We start from the raw sequence: 25,725 nt of genomic DNA on the forward strand, positions 1-25,725 counted from the left end.
CGCATTGCTTGCGTAGAGAACGTGCGTTAGAGAACAAGAACGGTTCGCATTGTAGGGCTTGGCAACAGTGTCAGGCAATCAGATGCTTTTGCGTATGAGAATATTTATCATTAATATTGCTCGCTTGCTGGTTCGGCTTGTCGGCCGGGCATTCTTCGTTTCGGGTCAATCCATGAAAGGCAAACTCGCCACGCTTCCCATGTCCTATCGTCTGGCCACGGTCCCCGGCGTCGCGCGCGGCCTGGGGCTGGCATGAAAGAGGGTTTTCGTCGCGCAATGGCCTGGCGGCACGCCTGGGCGCAGTGCTGAGATGCTGACTGAGCTGCCACCGGAGTCGCGCGATGGCGAAGCGCGTGGCGCGCGTGCACATTTTCTGCAGGTATTTCTGTCCCAGCGTTCGCAAATGGAAGCACTGGTGAATCGGCGCGTCGGTTGCCGGGCGACGGCGGCGGATCTGGTGCAGGATCTTTTCCTGCGTTTCTGGCGCCGGCCGCTGGTGCAGGTCGAAGAGCTCAGCACTTACCTGTTGCGCTGCGCCGGCAACATCGCCATCGACCATTTGCGCAGCGAAGGTGCGCGCAGCCGGGTCAACGAAGGCTGGCAGCCGGACGAACCCGACAGCCATGGCAGCGGACCCCAGGCAGCGCTCGAAGCGGGGAATGATCTGCGCCATGTCGAAGCGGCGTTGCGCGCGTTGCCCGAACGTACCCGGCAGATTTTTTTGCTCAATCGCATTCACGGGCGCAAGTACGCCGAGATCGCCAAGGCCATGGGCCTGTCCCAAAGTGCCGTGGAAAAACATATGATGCGCGCCCTCGAGGCCTGCAAGGCCAGCCTGCGCGAACCCACGCCACGCCTGCCAGGGAAAGCACCGTGAAGCCCTCACATCCGATCACTCCGACGCCCGCTCAGGAGCAGGCCGCGCTGGCCTGGCTGAGCCTGTTGCATGACCAGCCGAGCACCGGCGACCAGCTGACGTTCAGTCAATGGTTGCGCGCCGATCCTGCCCATGCCGAGGCGTATGCGCGGGCGCAGGTGCTCTGGGAATTGAGCGAAGGCCCGGCGCGCACGCTGGCCGATGAGGAGGCAGTCGCCCTGCAAGGTTTTCTGCAGGCGATGGAACGCCCGCGTCGCTCATCGTTGCGGCGTTGGTCCGCAGCGCTGGCGATGGCGGCGTGCCTGCTGTTGATGGTCAGCCTCGGCAGCGGGTGGCAGCCGCAACGCTGGATCGATGATCTGGGCGCCGATTACGTCTCTGCGCCCGGCGAAATCCGCACCGTGACCCTGGCCGATCAAACACAAGTGACCCTGGATGCCGACAGTGCGATTGCTGTGGATTTCGGCCAGGGCCAGCGGCGTGTGCAACTGATTCGTGGGGCTGGTTTCTTTAACGTCAGCCACACCGGCGATCCGTTTGTGGTCGCGGCCGAGCAGGGCGAGGCGCGGGTGCTGGGCACACAGTTCGAAGTGCGCCTGCAACCTCACGGCGCGCAGGTGACGGTATTGTCCGGGCGTGTCGGCGTGATCGCGGATCTGGATCGCCAACAGCAGATCCTCACCGCCGGCCAGCAAGTTGCCTACGCCGACGGCAAGGCGGAAAAACTGCATGCCGTGGACAGTGAGGCGCAGCTGGCGTGGCGTCAGGGTTGGCTGACCTACTACAAAACGACGCTGGCCGACGTGGTGGCGGATTTGCGCCGCTATTACCCGGGGCGGATTGTTGTGCTCAATGACGCGCTGGCGGCGCGCAGGGTCAGTGGCAGTTTTCCAAGCAAGGACCCGCAGGCAGTGCTCAATTCGCTGCAGGGCGTGTTGGGGTTTGAGCAGCATCGGGTGTTGGGTAGTCTGATTATTCTGCGGTGATGCAGAGCAATAAATCGCAGCCTTCGGCAGGGATCGGGTCCAATGTAGGAGCTGACGAAGGCTGCGATCTTTTGATCTTCAGGAATATTTTCGAGTTTGTGGTGAGGTAACCCCAAGCCCCATCCGTGTAGTGACTGAAACTGCGATCCATTCGCATCCGTTGCGGTTCTACACAGGTCATCGAGCAATGAAGTCCAGGGCAAAATCGGGTTTGGTCAAACAGTGGTTGGGCGTATCGGCGTTAAGTTTTACCGCGTTGGCGCTGCTGCCGATGAGTGTGGCGCTGGCGGCGGAAGCGGTGAGCAATCAGCCGCAGCGGCAGTTCGATTTCGCCTTGGTCGCCAAACCGCTGCCGCAAGCGTTGAGCGACTTCAGTCGCGTCACCGGGCAAAGCGTGGTCTACACCGATGAAGCGCCTTACGGCCTCAATGCTTCGGCGGTCAATGGCCGGATGAGTGCCGAACAAGCGCTGCAACGCTTGCTCGGCAACTCCGGCCTGAGCTTTCGTCGCACCGACAGCCACACCCTGGCGCTTGAGCCGACGCCTACTGAAGGCGCACTCAATCTTGGCGCCACGACGATCACGTCGATGCGCGACGAATCGATGAGCTATCAGCCGCCGCCAAACAGCTCGGTGATGCGCTCCTCGGCGTCGCTGCAAGAAACGCCGCAGACCGTCAACGTCATCCCGGCGCAGGTCATTCGCGATCAGGCGCCGCGCAATCTCGATGACGCACTGGCCAACGTCAGCGGCATCACTCAGGGCAACACCCTGGGCAGCACGCAGGATTCGGTCATGACCCGCGGTTTCGGTGACAACCGCAACGGTTCGATCATGCGCGACGGCATGCCGATCGTGCAGGGCCGTGGCATGAACGCCACGGTGGAACGTGTCGAAGTGCTCAAGGGCCCGGCGTCGTTGCTCTACGGGATTCAGGATCCGGGCGGCGTGGTCAATCTGGTCAGCAAGAAGCCAGAACTCACTCAGTACAACGCCCTGACCCTGCGCGGCTCGACCTACGGTGACGGCAAGAACGGTAGCGGCGGCGCCTTCGACAGCACCGGCGCGCTGGGCGATTCCGGCTTCGCCTATCGCATGGTCCTTGATCACGAAGACGAAGATTACTGGCGCAACTTCGGCACTCACCGCGAGACCTTGATCGCGCCGTCGCTGGCCTGGTACGGCGAGCGCACCACGCTGCTGTTCGCCTACGAGCACCGCGAATTTCTCACCCCGTTCGACCGTGGCACCTTGATCGATCCGCGCACCAACGACCCTCTGGATATCTCGCGAAAGGAACGACTCGACGAGCCGTTCAACGACATGGAAGGGCGCTCGGATCTGTACCACTTCGAAGCCGATCACGAACTCAACGACGACTGGAAAGCCCACTTCGGCTATAGCTGGAACCGCGAAACGTACGATGCCAGCCAGGTCCGCGTGACCGCCATCAACACCCGCAACGGCACACTGACACGCAGCATGGACGGTACGCAGAATGCGATCAGCACCGATCGTTTCACCACCGCCAGCCTCGAAGGCAAGGTCAAGGTGCTGGGCATGCAGCACGACCTGGTGTTGGGTGTCGACGACGAGTACCGCAAGATCTATCGCGAGGATCTGATCCGCCAGAAAAGCCTGACCACCTTCAGCTACCTCAATCCGGTTTACGGGCGCGAAGTGATGGGCACCACCGTCAGCGCGCCCGACAGCGCACAGACCGATGAACTGCGCAGCGACTCGGTGTTCCTGCAGGACTCGATCCACCTCAACGATCAATGGATTCTGGTGGCCGGCGGGCGCTTTCAGGAATACGACCAGTACGCCGGCAAAGGCGTGCCGTTCAAGGCCAACACCGACAGCAACGGCCAGAAATGGGTGCCTCGCGCAGGGCTGGTGTATCGCTACACCGACGCGTTGTCGTTTTACGGCAGCTACACCGAATCGTTCAAACCCAACTCGACCATCGCCCCGCTGAGCGGCAGCAGCACCGTGCTCGACGGCAGCATTGCGCCGGAAGAGGCCAAATCCTGGGAGCTCGGCGCGCGGCTGGACGTGCCGGGCAGCATCACCGGCAATATCGCGCTGTTCGACATCAGGAAACGCAATGTGCTGGTGGCCAACTCCGAAGGGCCGACGACGATTTACAGCGCGGCGGGCGAGGTGCGTTCACGCGGGCTGGAAGTGGATGTGAGCGGCCAGCTCAGCGAGCGCTGGAACCTGATCGGCAGCTACGCCTATACCGATGCCGAGGTCACCGAAGACCCGGAATACAAAGGCAAGCGTCTGCAAAACGTGGCAAAGAATTCCGGCTCGCTGTCGGCGGTGTACGACTTCGGCAATGTGTTGGGTGGCGATCAATTGCGGGTCGGCGCCGGGGCGCGTTATGTCGGTGAGCGCGCCGGTAATGCCGTGAATGATTTTGATCTGCCGAGCTACACCGTGGCTGATGCGTTTGCGACCTACGACACCAGGATCGAGGGGCAGAAGGTCAAGTTTCAGTTGAACGTGAAGAACCTGTTCGATCGCACCTATTACACCTCGTCGGCGAGCCGGTTCTTTGTGTCGATGGGGGATTCGCGGCAGGTGTCGCTTTCCAGCACTCTGGAGTTTTGAGATAAGGTCAAAAGCCCCTCACCCTAGCCCTCTCCCGGAGGAAGAGGGGACTGACCGCGGTGTCTCGCGCTATATGTGGACCTGAAATATCGAGCCGATTATGGATTCGGTGAAGCACTTTCAGGTCGCCGCAACTCTTCAATCTCCCACGGTCGGCCCCCTCTCCCTTTGGGAGAGGGCTGGGGTGAGGGGACTCGGGCTCAACGCAAAAACGCCTGCCGATATTCTCCCGGCGTCCCGCCCAGAACCTGCCTGAATCGATTGGTGAAATGACTGGCACTGGCAAACCCGCACGCCAGCGCAATCTCGCCCACCGGCAGCGCCGTCCCGCGCAGCAATTCCCGCGCGCGACTCAAGCGGCGCGCCAGCACATATTGATGCGGCGGCAGCCCGAAACTCACGCGAAACATTCGCGCAAAGTGGTATTCCGACAGCGCGCATAACCCGGCCAGTTCGCCGAGGCTGATCGGTTCGGCCAATTGGTTGTCGATGAATTCCACCAGTTGTCGGCGCTGATGCGGCGCCAGTCCGCCTTTCAAGCGCAGGCCCTGTCGCACGCCGACCTGGCTGAGCAGGGTGTGGCTGATCAATTCGTGGGCGAGGCTGCTGGTCAGCAAGCGCTCGGCCGGCTCTTGCCAGTTCAGGCTCAACAATTGCCGAAAGCGCTGCGCCTGCTGGGGATCTTCGAGGAAGGTCTGTTCGCGCAACTGCATCTCGCGCGGTTCGCGGTCGAGCAAGGTGACGCAACCAAGGGCGAATTGTTCGGCGCTGAAATACAGGTGCGCGAGACGGATATCGCCGTTGATCACCCAACCCGATTCATGATCGGCCGGCAAAATGCACAGCTTGTCCGGCCCGCCCTTATGGCCCGGCTGGCCGCGACGGAATGTGCCGGTGCCGCCGGCGACGTAACACGAGAGCGTGTGATGACTGGGCGCTTCGTATTCCTGGGCGTCGTGGTGATTGGTCCACAAAGCCGCAGACAAGCCGTCACCGAGTTCGGCGCTGTGCACAAGGCGTGCATTCGCCGAGCGGTTAAGCGCCTGGAAGACTTGCAGGGTATCGATCGCGGCCATGTTCGGTTCTCTCCAACGCCTTGCATCCTACTCCGTAGACGTCGCACTGCCAGCCCGGCGGCGGACAAAAGCGCAAGAATCTGCAAGCGTGCAGGTGCAGCCGAGGCAGACACTCAAGGCCTGCTTGAGGAGTGCTTGCCATGAACCTGTCGTTGTATCTGCTGACCGTGCTGATCTGGGGAACCACCTGGATCGCCTTGAAATGGCAATTGGGCGTGGTCGAAATTCCGGTGTCGATCGTCTATCGCTTCGGCCTCGCCGCGCTGGTGTTGTTTGCGTTGCTGCTGCTCAGTCGGCGTCTGCAACCGATGAACCGCCGTGGTCATTTGATCTGTGTAGCTCAAGGCTTGTGTCTGTTTTGCGTTAATTTCATGTGCTTTTTGACGGCCAGCCAGTGGATTCCCAGCGGGCTGGTGGCCGTGGTGTTTTCGACGGCAACGCTTTGGAATGCGCTGAACGCGCGGGTGTTCTTCGGCCAGCGCATCGCTCGCAACGTGTTGATGGGCGGCGCGTTGGGGCTGTTCGGTCTCGGGCTGTTGTTCTGGCCGCAGTTGGCCGGGCATCAGGCAAGTCCGCAAACGCTGCTGGGGCTTGGTCTGGCGCTGTGCGGAACCCTGTGTTTCTCGGCGGGCAATATGCTGTCGAGTTTGCAGCAGAAGGCAGGCCTCAGGCCGCTGACCACCAACGCCTGGGGGATGGCCGATGGTGCGGCGATGTTGACGGTGTGGTGTCTGATCAAAGGCATCCCCTTCGACATGGATTGGTCGCCGCGTTATGTCGGTGCGTTGTTGTATCTGGTGATCCCCGGCTCGGTGATCGGTTTCACTGCGTACCTCACGCTGGTCGGGCGCATGGGGCCGGAGCGAGCGGCGTACTGCACCGTGTTGTTTCCGGTGGTGGCATTGAATGTGTCGGCTTTTGCCGAGGGTTATCAATGGACCGCGCCGGCGCTGGTCGGGCTGGTGTTGGTGATGCTGGGCAATGTGTTGGTGTTTCGTAAACCCAAAGCTGCACTGTCAGCGGGGCAGGGAAAGTTGGCTTGATTAAACGAGCGCTGATGTTCAGCGCTCAACTTTCAATGTGATGTAAATCATAACCGGGAAGACGAAATCAACAATATGTCGCGACCAGTCCTTGGCATTCCATGATTGCGAAGTGTCCATGTTGAACCACTCGACACCAACGGTTTGCAAACATACGTAATAGATAAATATGGCGACCAGGATGCCCATGATCGAATACTTCTTGGCTTCATGAAATGCCTCAGCCGATGCATCGACGTGGCGATATAACTGATAAGCTCCGATCAGGCAGAGCACCGTGTAGGTGACTTCCATGGTGAGGATGAACCAGTAGATCCGGTGATGGATCATGGGCGATTCAATCGATCGGTACATGACGTTTTTACTGGCGTTGGTGGTGTCCATGCTCAGTACGTGCGCAACGTAATTGTAATTGGCCTGGTAGTCAGTGAAGTTCTGGAACATTACCAGCAGGCCGAAGAAGCTTATATAAGCCATGAGGATGACTTTGCTGTAGCGAATGAGTTTATCGGTGGTCAGGGTGTTCACGGGGTTGCTCTCTTGGCAATCAATCAGAAAGTTGATAGTTGCGAGAGCTTATAGTGCGGCTGCCCGGTTTGGCTTTTTCGTACGGTTGCAAGTTATGTAAGAAGAATAAGTGAACGGGCCAGCGCAACAGTACGCTGCCCCGTTTTTTCTAGCCGCGCCAGACTTGCGGATTGACCAGATCCTGCGGCCGTGCGCCGAGCAGTGCGCTGCGCAGATTGGCCAATGCGCGGTTGGCCATGGCCTCACGAGTTTCATGGGTAGCCGAGCCGATGTGCGGCAGGGTCACGGCGTTTTTCAGCTGGAACAGCGGCGATTCTGCCAGCGGTTCTTTTTCGTAAACGTCCAGTCCGGCACCGCGGATGCGGTTGTTCTGCAACGCTTCGATCAGCGCCGGCTCGTCAACGACCGGGCCGCGAGAGATGTTGACCAGAATCGCACCTGGCTTCATCAGCGCCAATTCGCGGTGGCTGATCAGGTGGCGAGTCTTTTCGCTGAGGGGCACGACCAGGCAGACGAAATCGGCTTCGGCGAGCAGTTGATCAAGGCTGCGAAACTGCGCGCCGAGTTCCTGTTCCAGTTCGGTCTTGCGGCTGTTGCCGCTGTAGATGATCGGCATGTTGAAGCCGAAGCGACCACGACGGGCGACGGCCGCGCCGATATTGCCCATGCCGACGATGCCGAGGGTTTTGCCGTGCACATCGCTGCCAAACAGCGGGGCGCCGACACTGGCTTGCCATTGGCCGGCCTTGGTCCAGGCGTCGAGTTCGGCAACGCGGCGGGCGCTGCTCATGATCAGGGCGAAGGCAAGGTCGGCGGTGCTTTCGGTGAGCACGTCCGGCGTGTTGGTGAGCATGATCGCGCGTTCGTTGAAGTAATCGAGGTCGTAGTTGTCGTAGCCGACCGAGACGCTGGAGACCACTTCGAGTTTTGTCGCCGTTTCGAGTTGTGCGCGGCCAAGTTTGCGGCCTACGCCGATGAGGCCGTGGGCGTGGGGGAGGGCGTCGTTGAACTGGGCGTTGATGTCACCGTTCTTCGGGTTGGGGACGATGACGTCGAACTCTTCTTGCAGGCGTTCGATCATGGGCGGGGTGATGCGGCTGAAGGCCAGGACTGTTTTTTTCATTGCTCAGGGCTCGTCGGGCTTGATTGCAAGCACGCTAACATTTTCTCGCCTGGGTTGTCTTGGCGGCCTCTGGGCCGGCCAGGCTTTGGGTTTGGTTGGTGTGAATATCCGTTTCTTTGGGGGTTGCTGATGGCGGTTTCGCCCTTACGGCGAGGCACTTTTTCCAGACGCCGAAAAAGTACCCAAAAAGGCTTGCTCCTGCGTTCGGCCCTCGCAGGCTCGGGTTCCTTCGCTCCGGGACTGATCCGGGCGCAGCGGCTCCGGTTTGCTTCGCTGCACCTCCTTCCGCTGTGTCTGGCTGCGCCAGACGGTCGCTGCGCTCCCACGCCCGGATCAATCCCTCCACTCAGCCTTCCGACGTCGCCGGTGGATCAAGATCAAGATCAAAAGCACTCGAGCTTGCGCTCATTGTTGAGTGGGGCGGCTTCGCCGCGGGCAGCTGCGCTGCTTTGCTTTTGTCTGGGAGCGAGCCTGCTCGCGAAGGCGGCCTGACAGCCGACCTGGTTCCTGCTGAAGTATGCCGTTCAAACTGGAGCTGCCGTAGGCTGCGATCTTTTGATTTTTAAACAGCAAGATCTAAAGATCGCAGCCTCGTTGCACTCGTCAGCTCCTACACGGAACCTGCTGGTGTTTAAAAGTCAGGTCGCGACGCGGGCGCCGGCCAGGCTCCCCGTCAATTCATACGCCACCAGTTCCGCCTGATGCGCCGCCAATATCTCGGGCAATGATCCGCGCAGGTATTCGACCCACGTTTTGATTTTCGCATCCAGGTACTGACGCGATGGATAGATTGCGTACAGGTTGAGTTCCTGCGAGCGGTAGTTCGGCATGACCCGCACCAGTGTGCCGTTGCGCAGGCCTTCGATGGCGGCGTAGACCGGCAGGACGCCGACGCCCATGCCGCTGGTGATTGCGGTTTTCATTGCATCAGCGGAGTTCACCAGAAACGGCGAGCTGTTGATGGTGACCATTTCCTGGCCATCCGGGCCGTCGAAGGTCCATTTCTCCAGCGGGATCACCGGGCTGACGAGGCGCAGGCAGGCGTGGTTGAGCAGGTCGCCGGGTTTCTGCGCGGCGCCGTTGGCTTTCACGTAGGCCGGCGAGGCGCAGACGATGCTGTAGGTGATGCCCAGGCGCTGCGAGACGAAACCCGAGTCGGGCAATTCGCTGGCGAGCACGATGGAGACGTCGTAGCCCTCGTCGAGCAGGTCCGGCACGCGGTTGGCCAGCGTCAGGTCGAAGGTCACGTCGGGGTGGGTCTTGCGGTAGCGGGCAATGGCGTCGATGACGAAGTGCTGCCCGATGCCGGTCATGGTGTGCACTTTCAGTTGCCCGGCCGGGCGCGCATGGGCGTCGCTGGCTTCCGCTTCGGCTTCTTCGACGTAGGCGAGGATCTGTTCGCAGCGCAGCAGGTAGCGTTTGCCGGCCTCGGTCAGGGCGATGCGCCGGGTCGTGCGATTGAGCAGGCGGGTTTGCAGGTGGGCTTCGAGGTTGGAAACCGCGCGCGAGACGTTGGCGGTGGTGGTGTCGAGTTGCACGGCGGCGGCGGTGAAGCTGCCGGCTTCGGCGACGCAACTGAAGGCGCGCATGTTTTGCAAAGTGTCCATGGGGTGCTCTCAAGGGAGATGGCAAATTGTGACACGAAGTTTCAGGGGCTGAGACCCCCGACCAAGGGATTATCTCGTTAACCGTAACAAAGATTCACAGAAAACCCAGCTTATCGCCGTCACGGCACCTCCATAGAATTGCGCCGTTCCTACCCAAACACGTCCCAACCTATCCTTCTGTCAGGAATTCGCAGCTGTGCCGCGTCGCATCAACAGAGCGCTTTTGCCGCTCAGTGTTCTGGCTTTTACCCTGGCTCTCGGCGGCTGCATCTCAACCCAAGGCATTGCCCCACACGGCGAGACGCTCGCGGCCAATTCACTGGCCACCGACGAAGCCATTGCCGAGGCCGCCAAGGACGCCCGCTGGCCCACCGCACAATGGTGGCAAGCGTTTGGCGATGCGCAGCTCAATCGCTGGATCGACATTGCCCTGCAGGGCAGCCCGAGCATGGCCATGGCCGCTGCGCGCGTGCGTCAGGCCAAGGCCATGGCCGGTGTCACAGAGGCTGCCGAATCATTGCAAGTAAGCGGCGAATCGACCCTCAAGCGCCACAATTGGCCGACCGATCCGTTCTACGGTCCGGGCGATCTGGCCAATACCACGACGTGGGACAACAACGCTGCGCTGGGCTTCAGCTACGCCCTCGACCTCTGGGGCCGGGAGCGCAATGCCAGCGAACGCGCGGTAGACCTGGCGCACGTGAGCGTGGCCGAAGCACGGCTGGCGCAGCTGGAATTGCAGAGCAACATCGTTCGCGCCTACATCGAGCTATCGCTGCATTACGCCCGGCGCGACATCGTTGCGGCGACGCTCAAGCAGCAACAGCAGATTCTCGATCTGGCGCAGAAACGCCTGGACGGCGGGATCGGCACGCACTTCGAAGTCAGTCAGGCCGAAACACCGCTGCCGGAAACCCATCGGCAGCTTGATGCGCTGGACGAAGAAATCGCCTTGAGTCGCAATCAGATCGCCGCGCTCGCCGGCAAAGGGCCGGGCGCCGGTGCGCAGTTGCAACGGCCGACGTTATCGCTCGCGGCGCCGTTGACGTTGCCGTCGGCATTGCCCGCCGAACTGCTCGGGCAGCGTCCGGACGTGGTCGCCAGTCGCTGGCAAGTGGCGGCGCAGGCGCGCGGGATCGACGTGGCCCACGGCGGTTTTTACCCCAACGTCGATCTGGTCGGCAGTCTCGGCTACATGGCCACCGGTGGCGGAGCTCTGGAGTTTCTGACCGGCAAGAAACTCAACTACAACGTCGGCCCGGCAATCTCCCTGCCGATCTTCGATGGCGGAAGACTGCGTGGCGAACTGGGTGAAGCAGCGGCCGGTTACGACATCGCCGTGGCGCATTACAACCAGACCCTGATCAACGCGCTGAAGAACATTTCCGATCAGTTGATCCGTCGCGAATCGATGGACAAGCAGCAGGCCTTCGCCGCCGAATCCGTGGCGGCGGCGCAGAAGACTTACGACATTGCAATGATCGCTTATCAACGAGGCCTGACCGATTACCTCAATGTGTTGAATGCGCAGACGTTGCTGTTCAAGCAGCAGCAAGTGCAGCAACAGGTGCAGGCGGCGCGCTTGAGTGCGCATGCCGAACTGGTGACGGCTTTGGGCGGCGGCCTCGGTGCCGGTAATGACGTGCCGAACGCCGCGCAAACCCAAGCCCCGCAAACCCCGGCGCTGCTGCGTTGAACGCAGCATCCAATGTGGGAGCGAGCCTGCTCGCGAAGAGGGCGTATCAGCCAATGAACATGCTGCCTGAGACTGCGCTTTCGCGAGCAGGCTCGCTCCCACAGGTTTCGAGTCCGGATTGCATGCCTGAGTATTTTCAATGACCTCTCTGCCCGCACCCCTACGCTGGCTTTACTCCCTGGAATGGCGCCGCGGTTTTTTCGACTGGGCACGCAGCGATGGCGTGACCTGGGTCTATATCTTCAAGGTATTGCTCGCCGCGTTCCTCACCCTGTGGCTGGCGATGCGCCTGGAGTTGCCGCAACCGCGCACGGCGATGATCACCGTGTTTATCGTCATGCAGCCGCAGAGCGGTCAGGTGTTCGCCAAGAGTTTCTATCGGCTCCTGGGCACGCTGGCCGGGTCGGCGATGATGGTCACGCTGATCGCCTTGTTTGCGCAAAACACCGAGCTGTTTCTTGGCTCGCTGGCGATCTGGGTCGGTATCTGCTCGGCCGGTGCTGCGCGCTGTCGCAACTTTCGCGCCTACGGTTTTGTGCTGGCCGGTTACACCGCAGCGATGGTCGGCTTGCCGGCGCTGGCGCATCCGGACGGCGCGTTCATGGCGGCGGTGTGGCGAGTGCTGGAGATCTCGCTGGGGATTCTCTGCGCGACGCTGATCAGCGCCGCGATCCTGCCGCAGACCGCCAGCGCGGCGATGCGCAACGCCCTGTATCAGCGCTTCGGCGTGTTTGCGTTGTTCGTCACCGACGGTTTGCGCGGGCGCAGCAAAGCCGAGGCGTTCGAGGCCAGCAACGTACGCTTCATCGCCGAAGCGGTGGGCCTGGAAGGGCTGCGCAGCGTGACCGTTTTCGAAGACCCGCACATGCGCCGGCGCAACGGGCGGCTGAGCCGGCTGAACAGCGAATTCATGGGCGTCACCACACGGTTCAACGCCTTGCATCAGTTGCTCGAACGCCTGCGCGGTCACGGCGAAGAACACGTGGTCGCAGCGATCAGACCCGGTTTGCAGGATCTCGCCGAGGTGCTCGACGGCTTTAGCGGGCGTGCTCTGACCAGTCCCGACGCGGCGCGCCTGGTGGCGGCATTGGCGGCCTACAAGGAAGGCTTGCCAACGCGGGTTCGGACCTTGCGCGGGATTTTTCAGCAGAGCGAGCCGAGCGAGGCCGAGCAGCTGGATTTTCACACCGCCTACGAATTGCTTTATCGCTTCGTCGAAGATCTGCACAGTTATGCACAGACCCACGCGTCGCTGGCAGATCACCGTCACGAACGCGAGCGCTGGGACGAGCCTTTCACCCCGCAAACCAACTGGTGGGCGGCGGCCGCTTCGGGGATTCGCGCCGCGTTTATCCTGGTCGTGCTGGGCAGTTACTGGGTCGCCACCGCGTGGCCGAGCGGGGCGACCATGACCCTGATTGCCGCCGCCACCGTGGGCCTTTCGGCTGCCACGCCGAACCCCAAACGCATGGCGTTTCAAATGGCTTGCGGCACTTTTCTCGGGGCACTGATCGGTTTCGTCGAGATGTTTTTCATCTTCCCCTGGATCGATGGTTTCCCCTTGCTGTGCGTGATGCTCGCGCCGGTGATCGTGCTCGGTTCGTTCCTCGCCTCCCGCCCGCAATACGCCGGTGTGGGCCTCGGTTTGCTGATCTTTTTCAGCACCGGATCGGTGCCGGACAACCTGACGATCTACAACCCCTACACCTTCATCAACGACTACATCGCCATGGTCATGGGCATGCTGGTGTGTGCCGCTGCCGGAGCGATTATTCTGCCGCCGAACAGCCGCTGGTTATGGCAGCGGCTGGAGCAGGATCTGCGCGGGCAAGTGGTTTATGCAATCAGCGGCAGACTGAAGGGGCTGGGGTCGAGTTTCGAGAGCCGTACCCGGGATCTGCTGCATCAGGCTTACGGTCTCGCGGCCGGCGAGCCGAAGGTGCAGAAGAACCTGCTGCGCTGGATGTTCGTGGTGCTGGAAGTCGGCCACGCGATCATCGAACTGCGCAAGGAGCAGGCGATCCTGCCGGTGCACCCGGCTTATGCGCAATCGCAGCCGTGGCGGCAGGCAATTCGCGTGATGGGGCGCGCGCTGGTGCGGCTGTTTCTGCAGCCGAACGCAAGCAATCTTGAGCGCGCACTGGTCGCGGTCGACCACGCGATCAGCCGGGTCGCGGCCACCGACGAGCCGTTCGCACTGCACTTTGACACCTCAGCGTTACGCCGGGTGAAAAGCTATCTGCACTTCATCCGCACTTCATTGCTCGACCCGCAATCACCGCTGGCCGCGTTCGCCCAGGCCCAGCCCGAAGGACTTGCCCATGCCTCGTGAGATCGCCTTCCACGGCGTGTACATGCCGACCATGACCCTGATGTTTTTCGTTGCAGCAGGATTGGCCTGGGCGCTGGACCGGTTCCTTTCCGGGTTCGACCTGTACCGATTTTTCTGGCACCCGGCGTTGCTGCGTCTGAGCCTGTTTACCTGTCTGTTCGGCGCCATGGCGCTGACTGTCTACCGTTGAGAACGTTTCGATGAAAAAGTTTTTCAGCCTGCTCGCGACCCTGCTGGTGCTGGCCCTGGCGCTGTGGATCGGCCGTACGTTGTGGCAGCACTACATGAATACACCGTGGACCCGCGACGGACGCGTTCGCGCCGACATTATCAACGTCGCCGCCGACGTCACTGGCGAAGTGGTCGAGGTGCCGGTGCGTGACAACCAGTTGGTGAGGAGGGGCGATCTGCTGATGCGCATCGATCCGGAGCACTACCGGATCGCGGTCAAACAGGCGCAGTCGCTGGTCGCTTCACGCAAGTCGACCTGGGAGATGCGCAAGGTCAACGCCCATCGCCGCGCCGACCTCGACAACCTGGTGATCTCCAGGGAAAACCGCGATGACGCCAGCAACATCGCCGACGCCGCGCTGGCCGATTACCAACATGCGCAGGCACAACTGGAAGCCGCCGAACTCAACCTCAAACGCACCGAAGTGCGCGCCGCGGTGGACGGCTACGTGACCAATCTCAATGTGCATCGCGGCGACTATGCGCGCATCGGTGAGGCGAAGATGGCCGTGGTCGACATGCACTCGTTTTGGGTTTACGGCTTCTTCGAAGAGACCAAATTGCCGCACGTTAAAGTCGGTGACAAAGCCGACCTGCAGTTGATGAGCGGCGAAGTGCTCAAGGGGCATGTGGAAAGTATTTCGCGCGGCATCTACGACCGGGACAACCCGGAAAGTCGCGAACTGATCGCCGACGTGAACCCGACGTTCAACTGGGTGCGGCTGGCGCAGCGAGTGCCGGTGCGCATTCACATTGATGAAGTGCCCGAGGGCGTGCTGCTGGCGGCGGGTATGACGTGTACGGTGGTGGTGAATCAGGACGCTGCGAACCTCTGAGAGACCGAGTCGCCTCCTTCGCGAGCAGGCTCGCTCCCACACTGGATCTCAAGGTCGCTGATATCCCTGTGGGAGCGAGCCTGCTCGCGAAGGGGCCGACTGGGTCTTAGAGCTTTGCGCGAAGGCCGAAGCGCTTCATCAAAGTCGTTTCCAGCAGCCCTTTTGGCAACAACGTAGCCAACAACGGCAGTGCCCGGCTGCCATTGCCAATGCGGATCAGCCGTGGCGGCTGGTGCTGCTGCACGGCCTTCAACAACTGCGCAGCAAACGCAACCGTCGGGGTCGGTTTGTCCTGCGACGCCTTGGCCCGCGCGCGAATCCCTTCACGCAGGGGAAACCACGGCGACTGCTCGTTGATCAATTGTTCGGCTTGTTGCCCGGCGTTTTTCGCGAAGCTCGATTCGATGGCTCCCGGCTGGACTTCCATCACGCGAATGCCGAACGGCGCCAGCTCCATGCGCAGGGCATCACTCAAGGCATGCACCGCCGCTTTCGAGGCGCAGTAGGCGCCGGCGAATGGCGTGACCAATACGCCTGAAACGCTGCCGATATTGACCACCAGGCCTTTTGCCCTGCGCAGCAGCGGAAACAGTGCCCGGGTTACTCCGATGACCGAAAACACATTGGTTTCAAACTGTCGCTGCATCGCCGGCACGCCGCCATCGAGCAACGGCCCCATGGCGCCGTAACCGGCATTGTTGATCAGCACGTCGAGGCCGCCATGTTGCTGGTTGAGGCGCTCGGCGAGTTGCTCCAGCGCGGTGCCATCGTTGACGTCCAGCTGGATTGCGGTGAAACCGGCGGCGCTGAGCGCAGTGACGTCTTCAGCCTTGCGCGCACTGGCCCAGACTTCGTATCCGGCCGATTTGAACGCATCGGCCAAGGCGCGGCCGATGCCGCTGGAACAACCGGTGATCAACGCAACGGGCATGGCGCATTCCTTGTGCAAACATTGTGAGGAGGCATCAGTCGGAGAAACTACCTTGCAAATGCTCGGCGCGAAACTCCAGGGTTTGCGGACGATAGCCGGGGCGCAGCGGCGGCAGTGGCAAGCAGTCTTCCCAACTGCCGCCGGGCTGCAATTCGCCGGGGCCGCGATAACGTGGGGCGGTGTACTGATTGTCGGCCAGATTGACCGTGTCGCCCGGTGCATACGCCGCGATGCGCCAGCGCAGCTCGGTCAGCGGCACGTTGTTGCCGTTGTTCATTTTCAGTTGCAGCGGGCGATCGGCGGGGCATTGGTCAGGCGCGTAGGCAATGCGCAATTCCAGGCGCGCCAGCTGCTTGATCTCGCGGTTGTCTGCCCACACTACCCACATGGCCACGACGCCCAGGCCGATAGCTGCCGCCACCGACACCGGCAAGGCCCTGGCCGGATAGCGCAGCAGCAGGATCAGCCAGGTGATGACCAGCACAATGCCGATGAACATGCTCGAACGCTCCGTGGATGAGTAGCCCACATCCTACCGAAGGCGTCGCACGATGGATATTCGTGAGGTTCACAAACACACCGCTGGTCGGAACTGTAATTTCTGACAGTAGGCGTTGCGCCATACGTTTGTTCTTATGAGCAATGGCACACCGGGCAGTCGACGCAACCATGGGCATCCACAGCAAAACGCCAACGCTTGCCGTGAACGATCCGCGCGGGATGGCCATCCTCGCCGTGAATTACTGGCGCGCCGATGCATCCCTGGCAAGCGAGTCCAGGATCGAACGAACCCTGCGCGACGCTGCGGGGCGTGCGGTCAAACAATGGGATGCGCGATTGTGGGCGCTGCAGGAACATGATCCGTTGACGCCACCCAATCTCGCATCGGTGTACTCCCTGAATGACAGCGTGCTGCGCTCGGACAGCACCGATGCGGGAAATCAAATCCAGTTGCAGGGTTTGGCGGGCGAAATGCTGTTCAGCTGGGACAGCCGTGGCACAAGCCGTGAGATTGAATACGATGACTTGCTGCGGCCAATCGCCGTGTTTGAAGAAGGCACGGGTGTGCCTCGGCGCAGTGCAGAACAGTTGGCCTATGGCCGCCCCGGCGCGGGCGATCCGCTGCGCAATCAGTTCGGTCAATTGATCCGGCATGACGATCCGGCCGGCAGCGTTCTGTTCGAGCAATTTGCAATCACCGGGCAGTGCAGCGAAAACACCCGTCATTTCACGCTTGAACCAGTCACTCCGGATTGGCCGCCAGCCCTGGTTGGTCGGCAAAAACTCCTCGAACCTGGAGCAGGGGCAACCACGCAATGGCGCTATGCCCCGCTGGGATCCGTGCTCGAACAAGTGGATGCCTGTGGTCACCGGCAGGCATTCACACGGACACTGGATGGCCGATTACGCGCGGTTGATCTTCAGCTCAAGCTTCAGGCCGAGCGCCACCCGGTAGTCAGCGATATTCACTACAACGCGCAAGGGCAAGTCACGCAGGAACTGGCGGGTAACGGAGTCCTGACAGCACTGACCTATCGTCCCGAAGACAACCGGTTGATCACGCGGCGTGCGCAGGATCGGCAGGGCAAAGTGTTGCAACACTTGCTGTATGACTATGACCCGATGGGCAATGTAAAGAGTATCGAAGATCAGTCACTGCACGTGCGCTATTTCGCCAATCAGCGCATCGAGCCCATCAGCCGATACACCTACGACAGTCTTTATCAATTGAGTGAGGCAACCGGTTGGGAGGCGGGGGCGACGAGCCAGGGGCCGGCGTCTGTCGGTCGCATCGATCCCGCAGCGTTCAGCAACTATCGACAAACCTACCACTACGATCCGGGCGGCAACCTGCTCGAGTTGACGCATGTTGGCGCTCAGGCGCACGGACGCCAGTTCAAGACCGCGCTATACAGCAATCGCGGTCTGCCCTGGCAAAACGGGGTACCGCCCAGCGAAGCGCAGATTGCGGCGGCCTTCGATGGGCGAGGCAATTTACTGGCGCTGGATCAGGGGCGTTTCGTGCAGTGGAACCTGAGTAACCAGTTGCAATCAATCAGTCCGGTGGAACGGGCCGGCGAGCGCAACGATCAGGAAATCTACCTGTATGACGCCGGTGGTCGGCGAGTGCGCAAACTCCGTTCGTTGAACAGCCGGGCCCGTACCGCCATCAGCGAAGTGCGCTATCTGCCAGGGCTTGAGTTGCGCATTGACAGTGGCGGTAAGGTTCTTCAGGTCATCGCCGCAGAATCCGGAGTCAACCACGTCAACGTCTTGCATTGGGATGCTGCGCCACCACCGGGAGGTAATAATCGCTGTTGCTACCTCTTCACTGATCACCTTGGCTCTGCAAGCCTGGAACTGGCCGAGGACGCGCAAATCATCAGCCAGGAAAACTTTTATCCGTTCGGCGAGACCGCATGGCGCGCGGAGACCGAGGTCAGTTACCGAACCATTCGATATTCAGGCAAGGAGCGGGATGCGACGGGGCTGTATTACTACGGATATCGTTATTACGTGCCTTGGTTGCAACGGTGGCTCAACCCCGATCCGGCGGGAGTGGAGGCAGATGGCCTCAATCTTTTTCGAATGGTTCGCAATAATCCGCTGACGTTTGCTGACGAATACGGAGAGAAGCCCGTATCCAAATCGGCGGTAGGCAGTGCAATCGAAATATTTGAGTCGTTCAAGGGCAAATACAGTGACACCGACAGAGTGCTGCCTTACACAATGATGAGCGAAATCACCCAGGGCAAACTGCAGTTCAAAACAGCGAAGGCATCACTTGCGGTACTTGAAAAAACCACTCCTCTGCGATTCACCTTGCGCCACTACTCCTATAATCGCGACAACAAAGGAGCGATCCCGGCGCATATGGAGATCAGGTCAAATTTTTCTCTGGTCAATAGTCAGACGATGAAGTTGGGCGGAAAAGGTGGCAATACCAGCGAGAAGGATTGGACCAAGGCGGGAAATATGGGGTTTACCTTTTTCCTATTGGCCATAAATGGAGAGGTGAACGAGCGCAGATTCCTCGCGGGCATGACGCATTTCGCTGAGTATGATCTTGAGGACGACAAGGCGCTCAAGGAAGCATTTGGCGGCAGCTTCGACAGCCTTGAGTTTTTTGCTTCTCCGGATGTGCTCGATCCGAAACATTCATCCGATATGAGCGCAGTTCCGATGGTAAAAGGTCGCTTGAAAGAGTTAAAGGCAGTGCTGTTAGGCAATTCGGGAATCAGTCCGGTGCAAGTAGGAAGAATGGATGCACGGACAATGCTGGACAGTCTCGACAAGACGTTCCACGGAACACTTGAAATCAAAATCCCAGGGGCAGTGAAAGTTGGTAAGTGGCATACGAACGCTACGACTGGACATCGTAAGGCGGCCTGAAGATCGTAAAAAAGCCCAACCTGCTGCGGATAGGGGACGCAGCAGGTTGGGCGAGGACTTCGTGTCTTGCTGATCGATTTACTGCGCGATGGTTTTCACCGACACGCCGCGTTCGATCGGGGTGGAGCGGCCATAGATATCTTCGAAGCGTTCGATATCGTCTTCACCCAGGTACGAACCCGATTGCACTTCGATGATTTCCAGCGGGATCTTGCCCGGGTTGCGCAGGCGATGCACCGAGGCAATCGGGATGTAGGTCGACTGGTTTTCGGTGAGCAGGAACACGTTTTCATCGCAGGTTACTTCAGCAGTGCCGCTGACCACGATCCAGTGTTCGGCGCGGTGGTGGTGCATCTGCAGCGACAGGCAAGCGCCCGGTTTGACCGAGATATGCTTGACCTGGAAACGCCCGCCCATGTCCACCGAGTCGTACGAGCCCCACGGACGATACACTTCGCAGTGGTTCTGGGTCTCGCTGCGGCCCTGTGCGTTAAGGGTGTTGACCATCTGCTTGACGCCCTGGACCTTGTCCTTGTGGGCAATCATCATTGCGTCCTTGGTTTCGACCACGACGATGTTTTCCAGGCCGATCACCGACACCAGTTTGCCGTTGCCATGGATCATGCAGTTCTTGCTGTCCTGAATGACCACATCGCCTTTGCTGACGTTGCCGTTGGCGTCTTTTTCGTTGACTTCCCACAGCGACGCCCAGCAGCCGACATCGCTCCAGCCGGCGGTCAGCGGCACGACGCAGGCGCGCTGGGTTTTTTCCATCACCGAGTAGTCGATGGAATTGTCCGGGCAGCAGGCGAAAGTGGCTTCGTCGAAAGTGATGGTGTCGGCGTCGTGCTGGCTGCGCTCAAGGGTCAGCAGGCAGGTGTCGTAGATGTCTGGATCGTGCTTCTTCAGTTCTTCGAGGAAGCGGCTGGCGCGGAACAGGAACATGCCGCTGTTCCAGTAGTAACCGCCGGACTCGACGTACTCGGTGGCGCGTTTGACGTCTGGTTTTTCCACGAAATGCGAGACGCGGCTGACGCCTTCTGGCAGCAGCGAATCGGCGGTGGATTTGATGTAGCCGTAGCCGGTTTCCGGTTTGGTCGCTGGCACGCCGAACAGGACCATTTCGCCGTTTTCGGCGGCAACAGTGGCCAGGGCCAGAGCACGTTGCAGGGCTTTCTGGTCTTCCAGCACATGGTCTGCCGGCAGTACCAGCATCAACTCGTCGCGACCTTCATTGACCAGCATCATCGCGGTCAGGGCAACGGCCGGCGAGGTGTTGCGGCCGAACGGTTCCATCAGGATGCGCTGGCATTCGAGATTGCGGCTGGCCAACTGCTCGTTGACGATGAAACGGTGTTCCTTGTTGCAGACCACGATCGGGGTGTCCATGCCTTCGAACACCAGGCGCTCCAGAGTTTGCTGGAACAGCGTGTGCTCGCCGGTCAGGGCGAGGAATTGTTTAGGGAATTGCTTGCGCGAAAGAGGCCACAGACGCGAACCGCTACCACCTGACAAGATCACCGGAATCATAATGTTTACTCCATAAAATCAATTTGGTTAGAGCCCTGTGGGAGCGAGCTTGCTCGCGAAGGCGATGGACCAGTCGACATTGATGTTGAATGTCAGACCGTATTCGCGAGCAAGCTCGCTCCCACAGGGTTACTGCGTCAGTTCACAAAAGGATTAGCGCGTCGACACCGGGCGTTTCACCCAGACTGGCGACAGGTTGCTGCCGTTGCCGGTGACGTACAGCACGGCGGCTTCACCGCGCTCCAGGGCGACCGGCTTCACGTCGCCGACTTTCTTGTCGCCTTCGTACAGCGCCAGGCTGACTTTCACCGGGTTGATTTCACGCTCGCCACGGCCCTTGGCGGCCACGTTCGGCACCACTTCGGTCTTGCCGTCGGCGGTTTTCAGGGTCAGCGACTTGTCGCTGAGGTTCTGCACGCGTACCAGGGATTTTTGCTTGTTCTTGAACGGTGGCTCTTCAATCAGTTGCGGTGCGCCGGAGGCGTTGTTGACCAGAGTGTAATAGTGGTCACCGGCCAGTTTGACCGGCAGGGTCTGGCTACCGACTTTGGCGCTGTAGTCGCCGCCCGGCATGAAGCTGAAGTCGCTGCTGGCCAGTGGCGCAACGTCGCTCAGATTGGTGCTGCCGACGGTAGCGCTGACTTCAGTGTTGCTGGCGTTGTAGATACGCACGAAGGTCGAACCTTTCGGTGCGGTCGGGCCGTAAAGTGCGGCGTCGCCGCCGGCGAAGGCCGGGACGGAAAGTACGCTGAGGCCAGCAACCAGTGCGAAGCTTTTAGCGAGACGACGAGGAGTAGTAGTGAAAGTCATGGTGTACCTCTCTTTCAGTTTTGCGCCCGATCGGGCGTCTCGGATTTAGTGTTGATGGCTACGTTTTGTTGGCGGGCGCCGGCTTGTTTAAGCTCTGCGACCCACTGCGGGTCGGCGTCGCCGATTTCGTTGTTCACAGGCAGATATCGTTCAGGAAACTCCCAGATCAGCACTTGTGGCGGGCTGTTCTTGAAGTCATCGCTTTTCAGGTAGCTGAGCATCGGCAGAATCGGGCCGTGACCGTCTTCGGCGTAGTTGACGACGTCGCTGTGCAGCGCCTGTTTCAGCGCACCGACGAAGTTCCAATTGGGGTTGGCGCTATAGCTGGTGCCGATCAGTGCGACCGGTACTTCGCTGTTGGCGAACAGGGCATCGTCACCCGCAGGTTGCTCGGCCGCGACGGTGTTGCGTTTGAGCAGTGGCTCAGGCGCCGGCATCATGTTTTCGAACAGCGGATCCAGCGGCAGGAACAGACGCAGATCGCCCTTGTGCGTGACCTGCTCGGCCGGCGTGGTGACGAAGCGCTGCGGCTCGCCGCTCAGCGGGGATTGCTCGGCGATGGTTTTCGCCAGGGTGTTCGCCGCGATCTCGGCACCTTCCGGCGTCCAGTGAGTGTCGGTGCGCAGGAACACTTGCTGACCGTTCTGCTTGGCCTGTTGCAACGGCGCGAGCAGGTCGGGCGCGATGATCTTGTCGGCTGCGACACGGGCATGGAAATCCTGATACAGATTCTGGTGAATGCTCGACGGCTTCACCTCATCCAGATGTTCCGGATACAGGCGAACCTTGGCCGGCACGATCGCCATCACCAGTTTCACGCCTTTGTCTTTCAGGGTCTGGCGCACGCCTTCGACCAGCGCGTAGTTACCTTGCAGATTCAGCTCTTCATTGACGATCGGGTTGAATTCCTCATCGCTGTACAGCCACTGGTCGCGGCCGAGCACGACGCCCGGACGACCTTCGTTGAACAGTTTGAAATCCAGCGCGGCCCAGAGATTGGTGCCCAGACGCTTGATCGGGAATTCCTCGTCGTAGTGAGTTTCCACAGCCTTGGTCCAGCGGCCGTTGAGCACCGTCGCGTCGGCGTTGGTGCTGAAGCCGAAGAAGCTGCGTACCGACCACAGGCCCAGGACGAGTAGCGTCACCAGGAACAGGGCAATGTAGAAGATGCGTAATGAGCGGGTCATGTCAGATCCCTCAGAACTGGAAGTAAAGGAACGGCGAGAAGCTTTGCGCCGAGAGTTTGAGAATCGAGGCGATGAACAGCAGCAGGATCAGGCCGCGCATCACGTAGCGGGACCAGTCAGCGGTCCAGTAGGCCGGTTGCACCTGGGCTTCTACGCCGACGGTGTAGCCAGGCTCGTGGATGCTCGCCGGGTTTTCGCCAGGGGCTGCCTTGATCATTCCCGGAGTCGCGGTGGCAGGGCCATCTGCCTCAACGTTGACGTCGGGTTTGGTCTTGGCTGGCGGTTGATTGGTGTAGAGGTCACGCAGGCCGAAGAACGCCAGCGTCACGTAAGCCACCACCAGGGTCGCCACTTGCAGACCGGTGAGGCTGGCCTGATTGAGTTCCGACAGCGACCAGTCGCCGAAGCTGAACATCGCGCCGTACATGCGTCCGGCAACGTGCAGGTTTTCAGCGCGGAAGATCACCCAACCCATGACCACGAGCAGGAAAGTCAGTGCCCAGCGGATCGGATTCAGACTGCGCGGCGACGTGTTCAGGCCCAGCGCTTTTTCGATCGCCAGCCACATGCCGTGCCATGCACCCCAGATGACGTAAGTGATGTTCGCGCCGTGCCACAGACCACCGAGCAGCATGGTCAGGAACAGGTTGCGATAGGTCATCAGCGTGCCTTTACGGTTACCGCCCAAGGTGATGTAGAGGTAGTCACGCAGCCAGGTCGACAGGCTGATGTGCCAGCGCCGCCAGAACTCGGTGATCGATTGACTGATGTACGGCTGCTTGAAGTTTTCCATGAAGCGGAAACCCATCATCAAGCCCAGGCCGATTGCCATGTCGCTGTAACCGGAGAAGTCGAAATACAGCTGCGCGGTGTAAGCCAGTGCGCCCAGCCAGGCATCGCCCGTGGTCGGGTTCTGCAGGGCGAAGCAATGGTCGGCCACCACCGCGAGGGTGTCGGCGATAAAGACCTTCTTGATGAAACCCTGCATGAACCGCGTGCAGCCCTCGGAGAACTTGTCGAGGGTGTGGGTGCGGTTGTTGAACTGATCGGCCAGGTCACGGAAACGCAGAACCGGGCCGGCGATCAGGTGCGGGAAAATCGCCACGAACGCTGCGAAGTCGATCAGGTTGCGTGTGGCCGGAGTGTCGCCGCGGTACACGTCGATGATGTAGCTGATCGATTCGAAGATGTAGAACGAAATACCGATCGGCAACAGCACGTGGGTGAGGATGAACGGCTCAAGACCCACCGACGTCATCATCGCGTTGATGCTGTCGACGCCGAAGTTGGCGTACTTGAAGTAGCCGAGGATGCACAGATCCACCCCCACGCCGAGCAGCAGCCAGCGCTGGGCCGGTTTGGTTCTGACGCCCGCGGCACCGACTTTCAGGCCGATCCAGTAGTTCCACAGCGTGACGGCTGCGAACAGCGCAAGGAAGTCCACCCGCCACCAGGCGTAGAACACGTAGCTGGCGATCAGCAGCAGCAAGTTGCGATAGCGTTGCCCGCTCAAGTAGTACAAGCCGAGAAAGATCGGCAAGAACAGAAACAGGAACACGTTGGATGAAAATACCATCCCGATCTCTCCATGTTTGAATCAACAGTCAAGGGCCAAGGCCCCCCCAAACCCCCCGTGGTAGTGGAGGGGCAAATCAGTCATGCGCTCGTTCCCACGCTCTGCGTGGGAATGCCTCAATGGACGCTCTGCGTCCGCTTCGGCATGGGACGCGGAGCGTCCCGGGCTGCGTTCCCACGCGGAGCGTGGGAACGATCAGCGACAGGTTTTGCTTTTTTCTTACGAACCCTTGTTGCCCTTTTCATGCGACGGGTCGTAGACCCTGGTCAGATCCCCGCCAAGGCGGAAGGTCTTGAACGGTTGCATGTCGTGCTTCTTCTCAAGGACATCCGGCGCGCAGGTGTAGAGGGTGCAGTACGGTTCGAGCCAGGCAAATTTCATGTCCTCTTTCAGATCGGTCATGTCCTGTTTCTTGCCGTTTTTCTCTTCGAACGCATCCGGATCCTTGACCCCGGACAGCACGCGATCAGCCAGACGTTTGAGCCCACCGTTGTTTTCCTGACGCAGATCGACACCGTTGACCTGGGCGAAACTGGCGATCATCGCCAGCGGCGGCAGGGCATAGTTGTGATAGGCGAGGGCGCGTTGCTGGCGCTTGAGTTCGTTCGGCAGGTAGCCGTCGGCATCGACTTGATTGACGCCGACCTTGTATTCCTTCACGGCCCAGTCAAACAGGTCGCGGCGGTTGGTCGCGACGGCGGTCGCCATCACCGACCAGGCGGCCCAGTACGAGTGGTTGTTGGTTTTTTCCAGCGGCAGGTTGTCCCAGTCGCTGACCACCTGATCGGCCATTTTGCTGAACCAGGCTTCGATCAGTTGCGCTTCCTGCTGATGCTGAGCCAGTGGGCGCGAATCGGAGAATTTCAGGCGAATGTACGAAGACGCCATGCTGCCCAGCGCCCATTTGCGCATCGACTTGCCGGTGTGGTTGAAGTCCTTGGACATCAACGCATCCGCCTTGGCCCAGGCCGTCAGCCAGTCGAGCGTGCATTCGAGCTGCTCCGGGCGACCGTCGCGCATGAACTGCATGACCCGTTTGGCCGTGCCGCGCTCCAGCGTGGTGATGTCCTTGGTGGTGTCGCGAAAGGCTTTTTCCGACTGCACGTTCAGCGTTGCGCGGGCCTTGTCCGAGCCTTCGTATTTGCTGCGAAATTGCAGCGGGCCGGTGTAGGGCGTCGGCATCGCATCGCAGCCTTCGCTCTTGTCGCCGGTCTTGAATTTATCCACCGGCGCAAAGTAGCCCTGCGGTGGACGCAGTGGCGCGGCGGCCTGGGTTGCCCCGGCGAACATCGCCAGGGTCAGCAGGGATGGCGCAAGCAGGTGTTTGATCGTTCGATTTCGCATAG

Annotated in this window: 20 protein-coding genes; 9 read left to right on the top strand and 11 right to left on the bottom strand. The window is 60.4% G+C overall.

Translation table 11 applies throughout. From position 1 onward, the window contains the following. Positions 1-310 precede the first annotated feature (310 nt). From HU727_RS17490 to HU727_RS17500, 3 genes are all read left to right on the top strand, one after another. The gene (locus tag HU727_RS17490; protein WP_186532775.1) at positions 311-877 is read left to right on the top strand and encodes an RNA polymerase sigma factor; all 567 of its coding nucleotides are present in this window, start codon (positions 311-313) and stop codon (positions 875-877) included. Next, complete coding sequence (locus HU727_RS17495; protein WP_186532776.1) at positions 874-1,863, top strand: FecR family protein; 990 nt, start codon at positions 874-876, stop codon at positions 1,861-1,863. Before HU727_RS17490 ends, HU727_RS17495 begins: the two co-directional genes overlap by 4 nt. A 187-nt stretch (positions 1,864-2,050) precedes the next feature. Then, a complete protein-coding gene (locus HU727_RS17500) occupies positions 2,051-4,480 on the top strand; it encodes a TonB-dependent siderophore receptor (protein ID WP_186532777.1) in 2,430 nt (809 codons plus the stop codon). 200 nt (positions 4,481-4,680) lie between these two features. Here the strand turns inward: HU727_RS17500 and HU727_RS17505 are convergent, their stop codons facing one another. Then, positions 4,681-5,556 (bottom strand): AraC family transcriptional regulator, encoded by an 876-nt coding sequence (locus HU727_RS17505; protein WP_186532778.1) that lies wholly within the window; start codon positions 5,554-5,556, stop codon positions 4,681-4,683. A 140-nt stretch (positions 5,557-5,696) separates the two neighbouring features. Between HU727_RS17505 and HU727_RS17510 the strand changes: the two genes are divergently transcribed. Next, the gene (locus HU727_RS17510) at positions 5,697-6,599 is read left to right on the top strand and encodes a DMT family transporter (protein WP_186532779.1); all 903 of its coding nucleotides are present in this window, start codon (positions 5,697-5,699) and stop codon (positions 6,597-6,599) included. Positions 6,600-6,617: 18 nt separating this feature from the next. Here HU727_RS17510 and HU727_RS17515 read toward each other — a convergent pair whose 3' ends face one another. From HU727_RS17515 to HU727_RS17525, 3 genes are all read right to left on the bottom strand, one after another. Continuing rightward, positions 6,618-7,127 carry a DUF2165 family protein gene (locus HU727_RS17515; RefSeq protein ID WP_186532780.1) on the bottom strand — a complete coding sequence of 170 codons (510 nt, stop codon included), beginning with the start codon at positions 7,125-7,127 and terminating at the stop codon, positions 6,618-6,620. A gap of 148 nt (positions 7,128-7,275) precedes the next feature. After that, positions 7,276-8,250 (bottom strand): 2-hydroxyacid dehydrogenase, encoded by a 975-nt coding sequence (locus tag HU727_RS17520; protein WP_186532781.1) that lies wholly within the window; start codon positions 8,248-8,250, stop codon positions 7,276-7,278. Between the two features lie 638 nt (positions 8,251-8,888). After that, on the bottom strand, positions 8,889-9,857 hold the full coding sequence (locus HU727_RS17525) for a LysR family transcriptional regulator (RefSeq protein WP_186532782.1): 969 nt from the start codon (positions 9,855-9,857) through the stop codon (positions 8,889-8,891). A 196-nt stretch (positions 9,858-10,053) separates the two neighbouring features. Here HU727_RS17525 and HU727_RS17530 point away from each other — a divergent pair, with 196 nt between their 5' ends. From HU727_RS17530 to HU727_RS17545, 4 genes are all read left to right on the top strand, one after another. Then, on the top strand, positions 10,054-11,553 hold the full coding sequence (locus tag HU727_RS17530; RefSeq protein WP_186532783.1) for an efflux transporter outer membrane subunit: 1,500 nt from the start codon (positions 10,054-10,056) through the stop codon (positions 11,551-11,553). A gap of 139 nt (positions 11,554-11,692) precedes the next feature. Further along, entirely contained in the window at positions 11,693-13,885 is a 2,193-nt protein-coding gene (locus HU727_RS17535) for an FUSC family protein (RefSeq protein WP_186532784.1), read from the top strand. Beyond that, the gene (locus tag HU727_RS17540; protein WP_041479478.1) at positions 13,875-14,075 is read left to right on the top strand and encodes a DUF1656 domain-containing protein; all 201 of its coding nucleotides are present in this window, start codon (positions 13,875-13,877) and stop codon (positions 14,073-14,075) included. Before HU727_RS17535 ends, HU727_RS17540 begins: the two co-directional genes overlap by 11 nt. 10 nt (positions 14,076-14,085) lie before the next feature. Beyond that, the gene (locus HU727_RS17545; protein ID WP_186532785.1) at positions 14,086-14,952 is read left to right on the top strand and encodes an efflux RND transporter periplasmic adaptor subunit; all 867 of its coding nucleotides are present in this window, start codon (positions 14,086-14,088) and stop codon (positions 14,950-14,952) included. A 106-nt stretch (positions 14,953-15,058) separates the two neighbouring features. Here HU727_RS17545 and HU727_RS17550 read toward each other — a convergent pair whose 3' ends face one another. Beyond that, complete coding sequence (locus HU727_RS17550; RefSeq protein WP_186532786.1) at positions 15,059-15,883, bottom strand: SDR family oxidoreductase; 825 nt, start codon at positions 15,881-15,883, stop codon at positions 15,059-15,061. Between the two features lie 34 nt (positions 15,884-15,917). After that, on the bottom strand, positions 15,918-16,382 hold the full coding sequence (locus tag HU727_RS17555; RefSeq protein ID WP_186532787.1) for a multidrug transporter: 465 nt from the start codon (positions 16,380-16,382) through the stop codon (positions 15,918-15,920). A 170-nt stretch (positions 16,383-16,552) separates the two neighbouring features. On the opposite strand from HU727_RS17555, the gene HU727_RS17560 reads away from it, so the two are divergent. After that, a complete protein-coding gene (locus HU727_RS17560) occupies positions 16,553-19,276 on the top strand; it encodes an RHS repeat domain-containing protein (protein WP_186532788.1) in 2,724 nt (907 codons plus the stop codon). 78 nt (positions 19,277-19,354) lie between these two features. On the opposite strand, the gene HU727_RS17565 is transcribed toward HU727_RS17560, so the two are convergent. From HU727_RS17565 to HU727_RS17585, 5 genes are all read right to left on the bottom strand, one after another. After that, positions 19,355-20,806, bottom strand: coding sequence for a mannose-1-phosphate guanylyltransferase/mannose-6-phosphate isomerase (locus HU727_RS17565; protein ID WP_186532789.1), 1,452 nt, complete (start codon positions 20,804-20,806; stop codon positions 19,355-19,357). A 153-nt stretch (positions 20,807-20,959) separates the two neighbouring features. After that, complete coding sequence (locus HU727_RS17570; protein ID WP_186532790.1) at positions 20,960-21,616, bottom strand: alginate O-acetyltransferase AlgF; 657 nt, start codon at positions 21,614-21,616, stop codon at positions 20,960-20,962. Positions 21,617-21,630: 14 nt separating this feature from the next. Continuing rightward, positions 21,631-22,803, bottom strand: a complete 1,173-nt coding sequence (locus HU727_RS17575; RefSeq protein WP_186532791.1) for an alginate O-acetyltransferase — start codon at positions 22,801-22,803, stop codon at positions 21,631-21,633. A 10-nt stretch (positions 22,804-22,813) separates the two neighbouring features. After that, positions 22,814-24,379, bottom strand: coding sequence for an MBOAT family O-acyltransferase (locus tag HU727_RS17580; RefSeq protein WP_186532792.1), 1,566 nt, complete (start codon positions 24,377-24,379; stop codon positions 22,814-22,816). A 219-nt stretch (positions 24,380-24,598) separates the two neighbouring features. After that, positions 24,599-25,723 (bottom strand): mannuronate-specific alginate lyase, encoded by a 1,125-nt coding sequence (locus tag HU727_RS17585; RefSeq protein WP_186532793.1) that lies wholly within the window; start codon positions 25,721-25,723, stop codon positions 24,599-24,601. Between the last annotated feature and the right edge of the window lie 2 nt (positions 25,724-25,725).

This window comes from Pseudomonas khorasanensis (assembly GCF_014268505.2).
Lineage (GTDB): Bacteria > Pseudomonadota > Gammaproteobacteria > Pseudomonadales > Pseudomonadaceae > Aquipseudomonas > Aquipseudomonas khorasanensis.